The 12,723-nt window shown below is 69.4% G+C and carries 13 protein-coding genes; 4 read left to right on the top strand and 9 right to left on the bottom strand.

The genetic code is table 11. From position 1 onward, the window contains the following. Positions 1–54: 54 nt before the first annotated feature. Entirely contained in the window at positions 55–303 is a 249-nt protein-coding gene (locus tag I2487_RS13545; protein WP_036475954.1) for a cory-CC-star protein, read from the top strand. A gap of 15 nt (positions 304–318) precedes the next feature. After that, the gene (locus I2487_RS13540) at positions 319–1,299 is read left to right on the top strand and encodes an ArsA family ATPase (RefSeq protein ID WP_207170162.1); all 981 of its coding nucleotides are present in this window, start codon (positions 319–321) and stop codon (positions 1,297–1,299) included. Between the two features lie 29 nt (positions 1,300–1,328). Here the strand turns inward: I2487_RS13540 and I2487_RS13535 are convergent, their stop codons facing one another. The 4 genes from I2487_RS13535 to I2487_RS13520 all read right to left on the bottom strand — a co-directional run bounded on the left by I2487_RS13535 (position 1,329) and on the right by I2487_RS13520 (position 5,618). Next, positions 1,329–1,976 (bottom strand): PE-PPE domain-containing protein, encoded by a 648-nt coding sequence (locus tag I2487_RS13535; RefSeq protein WP_207170163.1) that lies wholly within the window; start codon positions 1,974–1,976, stop codon positions 1,329–1,331. A gap of 6 nt (positions 1,977–1,982) precedes the next feature. After that, entirely contained in the window at positions 1,983–2,942 is a 960-nt protein-coding gene (locus I2487_RS13530) for a VOC family protein (protein ID WP_207170164.1), read from the bottom strand. A 12-nt stretch (positions 2,943–2,954) separates the two neighbouring features. Further along, positions 2,955–4,052: a maleylacetate reductase gene (locus I2487_RS13525; protein ID WP_345941439.1), complete on the bottom strand. Its 1,098-nt coding sequence runs from the start codon at positions 4,050–4,052 to the stop codon at positions 2,955–2,957. A gap of 186 nt (positions 4,053–4,238) precedes the next feature. Further along, positions 4,239–5,618 carry a sugar porter family MFS transporter gene (locus I2487_RS13520; RefSeq protein WP_207170166.1) on the bottom strand — a complete coding sequence of 460 codons (1,380 nt, stop codon included), beginning with the start codon at positions 5,616–5,618 and terminating at the stop codon, positions 4,239–4,241. 100 nt (positions 5,619–5,718) lie between these two features. Between I2487_RS13520 and I2487_RS13515 the strand changes: the two genes are divergently transcribed. Next, on the top strand, positions 5,719–6,183 hold the full coding sequence (locus tag I2487_RS13515; RefSeq protein WP_207170167.1) for a GNAT family N-acetyltransferase: 465 nt from the start codon (positions 5,719–5,721) through the stop codon (positions 6,181–6,183). Here the strand turns inward: I2487_RS13515 and I2487_RS13510 are convergent, their stop codons facing one another. The 4 genes from I2487_RS13510 to I2487_RS13495 all read right to left on the bottom strand — a co-directional run bounded on the left by I2487_RS13510 (position 6,184) and on the right by I2487_RS13495 (position 10,222). Beyond that, on the bottom strand, positions 6,184–7,350 hold the full coding sequence (locus I2487_RS13510; protein WP_207170168.1) for an acyl-CoA dehydrogenase family protein: 1,167 nt from the start codon (positions 7,348–7,350) through the stop codon (positions 6,184–6,186). A gap of 133 nt (positions 7,351–7,483) precedes the next feature. Then, complete coding sequence (locus I2487_RS13505) at positions 7,484–8,395, bottom strand: HpcH/HpaI aldolase/citrate lyase family protein (protein ID WP_207170169.1); 912 nt, start codon at positions 8,393–8,395, stop codon at positions 7,484–7,486. 55 nt (positions 8,396–8,450) lie between these two features. After that, positions 8,451–9,410 (bottom strand): FAD-binding protein, encoded by a 960-nt coding sequence (locus I2487_RS13500; RefSeq protein WP_207170170.1) that lies wholly within the window; start codon positions 9,408–9,410, stop codon positions 8,451–8,453. Beyond that, complete coding sequence (locus tag I2487_RS13495) at positions 9,407–10,222, bottom strand: electron transfer flavoprotein subunit beta/FixA family protein (RefSeq protein ID WP_255546408.1); 816 nt, start codon at positions 10,220–10,222, stop codon at positions 9,407–9,409. Before I2487_RS13495 ends, I2487_RS13500 begins: the two co-directional genes overlap by 4 nt. Before the next feature lie 225 nt (positions 10,223–10,447). Between I2487_RS13495 and I2487_RS13490 the strand changes: the two genes are divergently transcribed. After that, the gene (locus tag I2487_RS13490) at positions 10,448–11,362 is read left to right on the top strand and encodes a sunset domain-containing protein (RefSeq protein ID WP_207170171.1); all 915 of its coding nucleotides are present in this window, start codon (positions 10,448–10,450) and stop codon (positions 11,360–11,362) included. An 81-nt stretch (positions 11,363–11,443) separates the two neighbouring features. On the opposite strand, the gene I2487_RS13485 is transcribed toward I2487_RS13490, so the two are convergent. Then, complete coding sequence (locus tag I2487_RS13485; RefSeq protein WP_207170172.1) at positions 11,444–12,679, bottom strand: alpha-hydroxy acid oxidase; 1,236 nt, start codon at positions 12,677–12,679, stop codon at positions 11,444–11,446. Positions 12,680–12,723: the final 44 nt, after the last annotated feature.

Genomic DNA, 12,723 nt, shown 5'->3' with positions numbered 1-12,723 from the left:
CAGCGACCACGGGATCCCAGCTCCTCTGGGGCCAGGGTCGGCGAGTCGGCGAGCCTGTGGAAGCGATTCAACGCCGGGCTCCATGAGTTCTACGTCGCCCCCTATCGCCGGGTCTTCGCCCGCGCCAAGCGCGACGAGGAGGACCTGTTCATGATGCTGGTGCTCTCCGAGGCGCTGGGCCTGCCGAACCCCGCCTCCGGGATGACCCTGGAGCTGCTGCCCGAGATGCTCGACCGGATGCATGAATGGCACACCCGTCAGGGGCTGGAGCGCTCCCCGATGGACGGACTCGGCTGCTGCTGAAAGGACTCGGTACCGATGCTGCTGGACCTGATTGAACGACGCCGGGTGCTGTTCCTCGGCGGCAAGGGCGGGGTGGGCAAGACGGCCACCGCCTCGGCCGTGGCGCTGCACCAGGCGGCCGCCGGCCGACGGGTGCTGCTGGTCTCCACCGACCCCGCGCACAACCTGGGCCACCTGTGGGACCAGACCGTGGGCGATGACCCGGTGGAGCTCTACCGCAGCGAGTGCTCCGGCGGAGTCCTGCGCGGCATCGAGATCGACCCGCAGCGCACCATCGATGAACATCTCGCCGAGGTCGGAGCCAACCTGCGCGATTTCATGCCCGAGCACCTCCACCCCCAGGTCGCCGCGCACCTGAAGCTCTCCGCCCAGTCACCGGGCACCCATGAGTCAGCCATCCTGGAACGGATCGCGGTGCTGATCGAATACGGCCTGGACTCCCACGACCTGATCGTGTTCGACACCGCGCCCTCCGGGCATACCGCCCGGCTGATGGCGCTTCCGGAGATCATGTCCACCTGGATGTCGGGGCTGCTGACCCGGCGCAGCAAGGCCGAGCGCTTCGGGGCCGCGGTGCGGGTCCTCGACGGTGAGGACGACCCCGCCAAGACCTCTCCGAGCAACCGCGACCAGCGGATCCGTCAGGTGCTGACCCGGCGGAAGGCGCGGTTTGAGATGATGCGCGAGGTCCTCTCCGACCCGAAGACCTGCAGCTTCGTGATCGTCCTGACCCCCGAGCGGCTGCCGGTCCTGGAATCGGTGGCGCTCTGCGCCCAGCTGCGCGAGGCCGGCGTGGAGGTCGGTGGGCTGGTGGTCAATCGGCTCTCCCCCACCGACGCCGGGGAGTACCTGGCGCAGCGCCGAGCCCAGGAGCAGCGGCACCTTGATTCCCTGACCGAGCTGATGCCCGGGGTGCCGGTGGACAGGCTGCCGCTGCTCTCCGGGGACCTGGTGGGCCCGGCGGCGATCCAGCGGTTGGCGCACGAGCTGCGCTGAGCCCGCCGAGGCACCAGGAACCCGCGGGCTCAGGCCCGGGCGCGCCGGGTGAGGTACTCGCGGATCCGGGCGGCTGCGTCCTCGGTGATGTGATGCTCTTCGTCGCGGTACACGCTCAGCGTGGTCACTCCGGCCAGACCCTCGAACGCCGCGGCGGTGTCCTTGACCCGGTGCAGCGGCACCCAGGGGTCCTCGTCGGCGCAGAACAGCTCCACCGCGAGTCCGCTGAGCCCAGGGTCGGGCGCCGGAGCGAAGCTGCGCGGCCTCGGGCCCAGGTAGCCGCCGGTGTGCAGCAGGGCGCCGTCGACCCCGGGCTGTGAGACCAGCAGGTGCTCGGCCAGCAGGCACGCACCCTGGGAGAAGCCGAAGACGACCACCGGGGCGCCTCCGGCGTCGCGCGCCTGGAGCAGCTGGGAGAGCTGGTCCTGTATCACCCCCAGCGCCTGGTCCAGCTGCGGCTGGTTGGCCTCCAGCTGTTCCATGAACTTCCCCGGATACCAGGAGTGGTCGGCTGCGGCGGGCAGCCACCAGCAGACCCCCTCCAGCTCCAGGCGTGCGGCGAGGTCGATGAAGAACTGGGGACTCTGGGTGCGACCGTGGACCCCGTACACCACGATGCGGGCGTCCTCGGCGGCGACACCGTGGTGCACCAGAGCAAGCTGGTCATGGGTGGGCACGGCGGATCAGTCGTCCACGCTCAGCGGTTCGAGCTGGGACATGATGTGCTCGCGCTCGTGCTCGAACTGCGGAGGCAGCATGAATTTCTGGCCGAGCTCTTCGGGGGACTCGTCGCAGTCCCAGCCGCCGTCGGCGTGGGTCACCGCGAGCTCGAACAGCGCCCCGCCGGGGGTGCGCACATAGTGGGATTTGAAGTAGGTGCGGTCCTTCAGCTCGGAGATGTCGGTGTAGCCGGCACCCTCGATCTCGAACTTCGAGGCCTCCTGGTTCTCCAGGGTGTCGAAGTTCCAGGCGAAGTGGTGGTAGGTGCCCGCGGCGAAGCGCCAGGTGCCCTGGTCATCGGTGCGGTTGCCGCGCAGCTGGACCCAGTTGCCGAACTCATCGGAGCCGACCTTGAACCGAGCCACGTCGCCGGCTTCGGCGATCTCCCCGCCGAGGAAGAACACGTCCTTGGCGAAGTCGACCATCCGGTCCTGGTCGTAGACGTGGATGCCCATCCCGTAGATCCCATGCACCGCGTGCTCCGGCGGTACCCCATGACCGGGGTGTCCCACCCGGGTGTCCCCGTGCACGCCCACCAGCACGTACTCGAGTCCGCAGGGGTGGTTGAACGCCAGGCGTCGTTCGCCGAAGAGCTCCGACTGCTGATGCTCGATCTGCATCGAGCCCAGTCGCTGCGCCCAGAAGTCCAGTGAGCCGGCAGGCACCGCGAGCATCACCTCGCGGGCCTGGTTGGTGCCCCGGGTGCCGAAGCGGCCCTGCTGCGCCCAGGGGAACGTGGTGACCACGGCGGAGGGATCACCGTTGGCGTTGGAATAGTAGAGGTGATAGATCGGGATGGAGCCGTCGTAGAGCACGGTCTTCTTGATGAACCGCATGCCCAAGACCTTGGTGTGGAAGTCCACGTCCTCCTGGGCCTTGCCCACGGAGAGCGTCACGTGGTGGGAGCCGAGCAGATACGTCATGATGGTGCCCTTCTATAGAAGTGACTGCTGCGATCTGTGACTGAAGAGATCTGTGGCGGGGTCACCGCCGGCCCATGCGGCGCGGATCAGCTGAGCGGCGTCCTCGAGGGTCATCTCGCGCGGGTTGCTGGCCGGGACGACGCCGAGGATCAGCTCTGCGGCGCGCTCGAGGTCCGCCTCCTTGAGTCCGTGGTCGCGCAGCGCGTGCGGGGCTCCGATCTGGGCGCGCAGCCCGGTGAGCCCCTCGAGCGGGTCTGCGGCTCCCAGCGCCGCCGCGATGCGCTCCCCGGCCTCCGGGGCTGACCCCAGATTGAAGGCGAGCACATGGGGCAGCATCACGGCGTGGGTCTGCGCGTGCGGCAGGCCGAAGGATCCGCCCAGCACATGGCAGATCTTGTGGTGCAGACCCGAGCCGGCCGAGGCGAAGGCCGTGGCGGCGAGATAGGCGCCGTACTGCAGCTGCTGGCTCGCTTCGAGGCTGCGGCTCGGGGCCGCGGCGGACTGTGCCATCCCCCGGCTCAGGGCCCGGATGGCTTCCTCCGCCGCCAGGCGGTTCAGCGGATCCGCATGGGGAGCCCAGAAGGAGTCGATGCAGTGGGCCAGCGCATTCATCCCCGAGGCGCTGGCCAGCTCGGCCGGAAGGTCACGCACCAGCTCGGCGTCGTAGACCACGGTTCTCGGCAGGACCACGTCGTCGGCTCCGGTGGCCTTGGCACCGGCCTCGGTGACGCCCCAGACATTGGTCGCCTCCGAGCCCGCGTAGGTGGTGGGCACCGCCAGGATCGGGACCCGGGTCTTCAGGGCGACGGCCTTGCCGAGCCCGATGGCGGAGCCCCCGCCCACGCACAGGATCAGATCCGCCTCGGCCTGGGTCGCGGCATCACAGGCCAGCTCCACCTCTTCCACCGGGACGTGCTGCCGGGCGCCGTCGAGCCGGTGGGCGATGCGCAGCGTGGCATGGAGCTCATCGGCCGCGCGCTGCGCACTGCCGGAGGCGATCAGCAGGATCTGTTGGGCGCCGAGACGCTTCGTCTCGCCGCGCACATCGGTGGTCAGGTTTCCGGCGCCGAAGCAGACCCGCTGACCCAGGGTCTGGTGGCTGAAGCTCATGGTCATAGGGACCTCTCCTCTCGCGGCGGAGTCGGGACTGCCGACGCTGCAAGGGCGCCGCAAGATTCGGACAGCTGTCCGAGGGCCATTATGTGGTGGAGGCCATATTCACTGTCAAGGGTTCGGCGGTTGAGAGCACCGCTGGTTCCGGGCGTCGGTGCTGGTCAGCGTCGACCTCTCGGGGGTTCAGCCGGCCCGGCGGAACGCGGTCTCGATCTGTTCCAGCGTGCGCTCCTTGGTCTCCGGGACTTTCTTCCAGGTGAAGAGGAAGGCAGTGAAGCAGATCAGGGAGAACCCGGCGAAGATCCAGCCCACGCCGAAGGCGGCGAGTGCGGTCGGGAACAGCAGCGAGACCAGACCGTTGGCCAGCCAGTGCGCCGTGGTGACCACGCCCATCGCGGCGGCCCGGACACCCAGCGGGAAGATCTCTCCGAGCACCACCCAGACCAGAGCCCCCCAGCTGACCTGGAACATGAAGATGAACACGGCCAGGCAGGACAGGGTGGCGATGCCCAGCGCACCGAGCCCCTCGGGGGCCGGCATGGCCAGGTTCACCACGGCGAGCACCGCGAGCGCCAGCGAGGTGCCCAGGGCACCGATCAGCAGCATCGGGCGCCGTCCCCAGCGGTCGGTGTAGCGGATCGCGATCCAGACCGCGGCGATGTTCAGCGCCCCGATGATCAGGTTGGAGCCGATCGCTCCCTCATCGGAGAAGCCGACGTTCTGCAAGGTGGTGGGCGCGTAGTAGAGCACCGCATTGATGCCCATGACCTGTTGGTAGACCCCGAGCCCGAAGCCCACCCCGAGGATCGAGAGCACCCAGGGCCGACGCAGCGCGCGCAGACCGGTGACGCCCTCGCGCTGTTCCACCTCGTGGACCTCGTGGATCTCACCGAGCTCCCGGCGGGCCTCCTCGGGGGTCCGGTCGCGCAGCAGCATCGCCTCGGCCTCGGCCTCCCGGCCGCGGTGGACCAGCCAGCGCGGGGTCTCACGCACCACGGTGAGCCCCAGCGCGAAGAGCACCGAGGGGATCACCGAGAGGCCCAGCATCCAGCGCCAGGACTCCACCGGGGCGAAGGCCACCCCGACCACGAACCCGAGGAACTGCCCGATCACGATCGCCATCACATAGGAGGCGGTGACCCTGCCACGGATCCGCGCCGGAGCGATCTCGGAGAGATACACCGGGAGCACGACGGCGGCCAGGCCGGTGCCGAGCCCGACCACCAGCCGGGCGGCGAAGAGCACCTCGGCGTTGGGCGCGAAGGCCATCCCCAGCGGAGCGACCAGGAACAGCGCGGCGGTGATCAGCAGCACCGCCCGCCGGCCATAGCGGTCGGAGAGCCCGCCGCCCAGGCAGGCCCCGATGGCGGCGCCGATCATCAGCCCGGTGACGATCCCACCTTCGGCCCAGCTGCTCAGCTCGAAGTCCCGACGCAGGTACACCAGCGCCGCAGAGATCACTCCGGTGTCATAGCCCCAGTTCAGCCCACCAAGGGCGCCGAAGAGGTAGATCAGGGTGGAGCCGCGGCGTCGTTGCGTGGCCGTGGGTGCTGCTGTGCTCATGGTGTTCCGCTCTCCTGCTGCTCCAGTTCCCAGACGCTGACCTGCGCAGGCAACGAAGGACAGACTAGTCCGTGCCGCCACCGGTGGCAGAATATCGAGCATGCGCATCACCGAGGGGACCCTGGATCATCCGGCCGTGCGGGCGCTCATCGTCGAGCACCTGCAGGACATGCACGCCACCTCGCCGCCGGAGAGCATCCACGCGCTGGACCTCGAGGCGCTGGCCGGACCCGGGATGGCGTTCTTCAGCGCCTGGTTCGAGCCCGCCGAGGTGTTGGCCGGATGCGCGGCGCTCAAGGAGCTGGACCCTGAGCACGGGGAGATCAAGACCATGCGCACCTCGGCCGCCGCGCGCGGGCAGGGTGTGGCGGCCCGGATGCTGGCCCATCTGCTGGCGGTGGCGAGTGCTCGCGGCTACACCAGGCTGAGTCTGGAGACCGGGGTGGAGGATTACTTCGCCGCGGCGCGCAGGCTCTATGCGCGGCATGGGTTCACGCAGTGCCCGCCGTTCGGGCGCTACACCCCGGATCCGAACAGCGTGTTCATGACCCGGGTACTGGGCTGATCAGCCCAGCTCCGCGGCGATGGTCTCCTTCAGGATCTCGCTGGTGCCGCCGAAGATCGTGAGCAGGCGCACCGCGAGGTAGGCCTGGGCCACCGGGTAGTCCAGGATGTAGCCATAGCCGCCGTGGAGCTGCAGGCAGGCGTCCACCGAGGCCTTCGCCCGTTCGCTGGCGAAGAGCTTCGCCTTCGACGCGGCCACCAGGTCCAGCTCCCCGGCGTTGAAGCCGTCTACGGCCGCCGCGACGTAGCGCTGCGTGGCCTCCAGCCCCACCTGCAGCTCAGCGAGCTGGAACCGGGTGTTCTGATATTCGCTCACCGAGTGACCGAAGGTCTGCCGCTGCGCCACGTAGCTCAGCGTCTGGCGCAGCACCTCGGCGGTGATCGCCGCGGCAGAGGTGGCGATCCCGAGCCGGCCCTGCGGCAGGATCGCCTTGGCGTAGTCCAGGCCGCGGCCCTGCTCCCCGATCAGGTTCGCGTGAGGGATCTGCACCCCGGCGAAGAACAGCTCGGCGGTGTCGGAGGCCTTCAGGCCCATCTTCTCCAGCTGCCGGCCGGGCTGATAGCCGGGGTTGTCCTGCTTCTCGACCAGGAAGAGGCTGAAGGAGCTCTCGGTGCCGCGCTGGCGCACGTCGGAGCCGTCGGTCCGGGCCAGCACCAGGGCGCCGTCGCCGGAGATGCCGTTGCCGATGAAGGTCTTCTGCCCGTCGAGGGTCCAGCCGCCGTCGTCGTTCCTGACCGCCTTGGTGCGCACCGCGCGCAGGTCCGAGCCGGCGCCGGGCTCGGTGAACGCGACCGAGGAGACGAAGGAGCCGTCCATGAAGCGGGGCAGCCAGGCCGCCTGCTGCTCGGCAGAGCCGAACTTCAGCAGCGCCGGGAGCACCCAGTCGTCATGGAGGTGGAGGGCCAGGGAGACCGCGAGCGCGTCGGCGCGGGCCAGCTCCTCGTCGAGGATCATCCGGAACCGGTAGTCCCCCAGCCCCATGCCCCCATGCTCCTCGCCCACGGCGAGGCCGAGCAGCCCGTTCTCGGCGGCGGCGAGCCACAGCGAGCGGTCCATCATGTGCGCAGACTCCCACGCCTGGTAGTGCGGGGTGACCTCGCGGGCGACGAACTCGCGCACCACCTCGCGGAACTCCTCGTGGATCTCCTCATAGAAACCGGCAAACATCGTGAGTGGGTCACCTTTCGGGCGGTGCGGGGAGCCTGCGCTGGGGCGCAGGCGAGCGAGCGGCGCTGGGTCCGCGTGGCGTGCGGCGCTGGGTCCGCGTGGCGTGCGGCGCTGGGTCCGCGTGGAGTGCGGCTCAGACGACCTTGCCGATGGACTCGAAGCGGGTGAGGATGCGCTGGACCTGGGTGATCACCGGCATGTCGATCATCTCACCGCGGAAGCTGAACGCGCCGGCCAGGTCCGGGTCGGCACGATGTCCGGCGCCGGGTGCCAGGCCTGCGGCGTTCTCGAAGGCGGCGATGACCCCCTTGGCCCATTCCAGATCGCTGGCGGTGGGCGTGTAGGCCTGCCGGATCGGGTCGATCTGCTTGGGGTGGATGCACGCCTTGCCGATGAACCCGGAGGCGCAGGCGTCCTCGGTCTCCACCGCCAGCCGCTGCAGGTCCGGGACCCGGGTGAAGACCGCGTCGATGATCGGCACGCCCACGGCGCCGGCGGTGAGCAGCAGCCGGTTGCGGGTGAACCGGATGATCTCACGCTGCGAGCCGTCGTTGTTGCGTGAGGTGGTGCCGCCGATGCCGGCGATGAGATCCTCGGTCCCCCAGATCAGCGCCACGGTGGCCGGGTGCTGCGCCAGGGCGAGGTCATTGAGCACCCCCACCGGGGTCTCGATCTGCGGGATCAGCCCGACGCCGGGCAGGGCGGCGGCCACCTGGTCCAGGATCTCGGTCCGTTCGGCCTTGGCCACGACGACATAGCTGATCTCGGTGCCCGAGAGCGCGCGCAGGTCCGCCTCCAGCTCGCCCGAGCCCGGAGCGTTGACCCGCACCAGGGTCCGCCTCGGGTCCATGGACCGGTCGCCCCAGTTCAGCGCCTGCACCATATTGTTCCGGGCGATGTCCTTCTCTCCCGAGATCACCGCGTCCTCAAGGTCGATGATCACCGCATCCGCGGCGCCGGCGGCCTTGGCGAAGAGCTCCGGCCGGCTGGCCGGGCAGAAGATCAGGGCGGGGCCCAGCGCGAAGCGGGCCGTGGGGTGAGGCATGTGTCTCCTCCGAGAGTGGTCGGCGTGGTGAGCGGGGTGGTGTCGATGCGCAGGGTCACCCCTTGCGGCGGCGCAGCTCCTCGATCATCTGCGGAATGACCTCGTGCAGGTCCCCCACCACGCCGAAGTCGGCGATCTCGAAGACCGGAGCGTCCTCGTCCTTGTTGATCGCCACGATGGTGCCGGCGGTCTGCATGCCCGCGCGCTGCTGGATCGCGCCGGAGATCCCGGCGGAGATGTAGAGCTGCGGGGAGACGGTGACCCCGGTCTGGCCCACCTGGGCGGCGTGTTCGATCCAGCCGGCGTCGGTGGCCGCCCGGGAGGCGCCCAGTCCGGCGCCGAGCTCATCGGCGAGGTCCTCCAGCGGGGTGAAGTCTCCGTCGACGCCGCGACCGCCGGCGACGACCACGCGCGCCTCCGCCAGGGCTGGACGGGCGGAGACCTTCAGGGCGGTGCGTTCGAGGACCTCGACGCCCCCCTCGGAGGGGCGCACCGGCAGCACGGTGCCGTCGGGCTGGTCCCCGGCGTCCAGGAGCGCGTCGACCCGCTGCGGGTCGAGGCTGTTGGGCTTGAAGGTCGCGACCAGCGGCCGGCCCGGGGCCGGGATCAGCTGCGAGGTCGTCGTATAGGACCCGGCCAGCTCCGACTTGGTGGCGACGAGTTCACCGTTGAGCCCCGCGACCCCGCAGATGATCCCGGTGTCCAGGCGCACGGCGAGCCGGGCCAGGGCGTCGGTGATGTCCGCGGTGGAGGAGCCCAGGATGACCTCTGCCTCGCATTCCGCGACGGCGGTCTCGAGCAGGTCCACGACGGCGACCTCGGGAGCGGGCAGGCTGGTCTCGGCGAGATAGACCTCACCGAGGCCGGCGAGGGCCAGCGCCGGGGTGGGGTCGCCCTGGTAGGCGCCGACGGCGACATGGACCTCGCCCAGCGACTGGGCCTGCGCGATCAGCTCGCGCTGGGTCGGGCTCAGCGCCTCGCCGAGCACATCGAAGAAGACCAGGACATTGCTCACAGCAGACGCTCCTTCGCGAGGAATTCGACGACCTTCAGACCGGCGTCCCCTTCATCGGTGATGATCTCTCCGGCGGTGCGCGGCGGACGCGCGGTGGTGCTCAGCACCCGGACCTTCGCGGTGACCTCTTCGGGGCGCAGCCCGATATCGGCGAGGCTGAGCCGGGTCAGCGGCTTCTTCTTCGCGGCCATGATGGCCTTGAAGTTGGGGTAGCGCGGGTCGTTGGCCTGATCGGTGACCGAGACGACGGCGGGCATCGCCACCGCGACCTTCTGCGACTCGGTGCCTCCGGAGCGGGTGACCACGAGACGGTCCGGCGTCAGCTCCAGGCCGGTGGCGTAGGTGACCACGTGGGCGCCGAGGCGCTCGGCCAGCTGGGCGGGGATCGCCCCGGATTCACCCTCTTCAGAGGCCATGCCGGTGAGCACCAGGTACTCGGGCTCACCGGAGTCGAACTCTCCGGCGCCAGCCACGGCCTCCACGGCGGCCCTCAGCGCCACCGAGCTGGCCCAGATGTCCGCCCCGATCAGGGCCTCATCGGTGAGCTGGTAGGCGTCGTCGGCGCCGATCTGCAGGGCCTTCTTCGCGGCGGTGCTGGCTCCGGCGGGGCCCATGGTCAGCGCGGTGACCCGCACCTCCCGGTCCGCCGCGGCCTCACGCAGCTGCAGGGCGGCCTCCAGCGGGTACTCGTCGAGTTCGCTGAGCACGCCCTCGGCGCGGTCGATGCGCCCCTCGGCGTTGTACCGGCGCTCCAGCTGGGCATCGGGGACCCACTTGACCAGGGTGATGATGTGCAGGGGTGCATTCGCCATGCGGTGCTCCCGCCTCACTCTCGAGATGTATGGAGAAACAGACCTTTTCCATGGTCGCATGAAACGCCGCGCCTGGCAGGGTCGTGAAGCACTGCGACACCGGTCCCAGGCCCGGCCGGGGCGGTGGACATCGGCATGTTCCGCTATATGATCACACTGTTCAGGAGCAGATCCTGGTGCCGTCCCGTCCCGCGCAGCGGACGCCTCACACTGGAGACGAATGCCATGGGGACCTCCCAGCATTGGCGGACCATCACCACGGTCCTGACCACCACCGTTCTGGCCGCCACTCTGATCGGCGCCTCCGCGCCACCCCCAGAGCCTAGGACGACGCCGCTCACCCATTCCGTGATCAGCGCCTCAGCGCCCGCCGGCTCAGCCGGCGTCGATCTCACCACGAGCCGCGCCGCACTGAAGACCCTGCGCGCTCCCACCCCGACGATCTCCGGCGCCGCCGCCGTGGGCGCGAAGCTCACCGCGAAGCCGGGCACCTGGACCAGCGGGACCGCTCGCAGCTACCGGTGGTCCGCCGACGGAAAGGCGATCAGCGGCGCCACGCGCAGCACCTTCACCCCGAGCACCGCACAGCAGGGCAAGCGGATCACCGTGCAGGTGACGGGGAAACGCTCCGGCTACGCCACCGCCTCGAAGACCTCGGCGGCCACGCTGAAGGTGGCGCGGTCCTCCACCCCGAAGATCACCGGCTCGGCGACGACCGGGAAGACCCTCTCGGCCAGCGTCGGGACCTGGACATCCTCGACATCGTTCTCCTACCAGTGGCGCGCCAACGGCACCTCGATCAAGGGCGCGACCAGCCGGACCTATAAGGTCGCCAACGCCCATAAGGGCAAGCGGATCTCGGTGGTGGTGACCGGCAAGAAGTCCGGACACACCACGCTGACCCGCAGCTCGGCATCGACCGCTGCGGTGAAGTCGCCGGCCCCGGTGAAGAAGCCGACCAGCGTGAAGATCACGTCCTCGACCTTCAACTGCCCGAAGGGCTACCCGGTCAAGGGCAACGCCAACTCCGGGATCTACCACGTGCCCAACGGGGCGTACTACAAGGCGACCAAGCCCGAAGAGTGCTTCGCCACCACGGCCGGCGCCCGGAACGCGGGCTACCGCGCGTCCAAGCGCTGAGCCGCCCCGCCTTCCTGGGTGGTTGAGTAATCCGGTCGGAACGTCACCGCCGGATTACTCAACCACCCAGGTAAACGGAGGTCAGCGGGCGCGGGGGACCAGGCGTTCCAGCTGGGTCACGTGCTTAGGTGTCAGCTCTGCGAGGTTCGGGACCTCCAGCAGCTTCATCGTGCGCTCCACCTGATCGGCCAGGATCTCGATCGTCCGATCCACCCCGGCCCGGCCGCCGGCCATGAGCCCATAGAGATACGCCCGCCCGATCAGGGTGAACTTCGCGCCCAGCGCGATCGAGGCCACGATGTCGGCTCCGTTCATGATCCCGGTGTCGATGGTGACCTCGAGGTCCTCCCCGACCTCACGGACCACCTCGGGCAGCAGGTGGAACGGCACCGGCGCGCGGTCCAGCTGCCGGCCGCCGTGGTTGGAGAGCACGATCCCGTCCACTCCGAGGCTGGCGAGCTTCTTCGCGTCCTCGACGTTCTGCACCCCCTTGACCACCAGCTTCCCGGGGAACAGTCCCCGGATGATCTTCAGGTCCTCGAAGCTGATCGAGGGATCCATCGCCTTGTCCAGCATCTCCCCCACCGTGCCTCCGGTGGAGGTCAGTGAGGCGAACTCCAGCGGCGGGGTGGTCAGGAAGTCATACCACCACCAGGGCCGCGGGATCGCGTTGAGAACGGTGCCCAGGCTCAGCTGCGGCGGGATCGAGAACCCGTTGCGCTTATCCCGCAGCCGGGCCCCGGCCACCGGGGTGTCCACGGTGAAGAACAACGTGTCGAACCCTGCCTTGCCGGCCCGCTCGGTGAGGTCATAGGAGATCTCGCGGTCCTTCATCACATAGAGCTGGAACCAGTTGCGTCCGGCCGGATTCGCCTCCTTGACCGCCTCGATGCTGGTGGTCCCCAGCGTGGAGAGCGTGAACGGGATCCCGGCGGCCCCGGCCGCGGTGGCCCCGGCGATCTCTCCCTCGGTCTGCATCAGCCGGGTGAACCCGGTCGGGGCGATCCCGAAGGGCAGCGCGGAGCGTCCGCCGAAGATCTCACACGAGGTGTCGACCTCCGAGACGTCGCGCAGGATCGAGGGGTTGAACTCGATGTCCTGGAACGCCTCCCGGGCCCGGGTCAGCGAGAACTCACCCTCCGCGGCGCCGTCGGTGTAGTCGAACGCGGCCTTGGGGGTGCGCCGCTTGGCGATCTTATGCAGGTCCTCGATGGTCAGCGCCGCGGCCAGCCTGCGGCGGGAGGCGTTGAAGTCGAACTTCTTGAACTTCATCAGCGGCGCGATGTCGCGCGGCTTGGGCAGTTGACGCTGAACCATGGGTTGCTCCTAGACCGGTCGCTTCGAGAACCGTGGACGGTACG

It is taken from the genome of Nesterenkonia sp. E16_10 (genome assembly GCF_017347085.1).
GTDB lineage: Bacteria > Actinomycetota > Actinomycetes > Actinomycetales > Micrococcaceae > Nesterenkonia.
The sequence above is the reverse complement of the archived record's forward strand: the minus strand, read 5'-3'. Positions and strand labels throughout refer to the sequence as shown.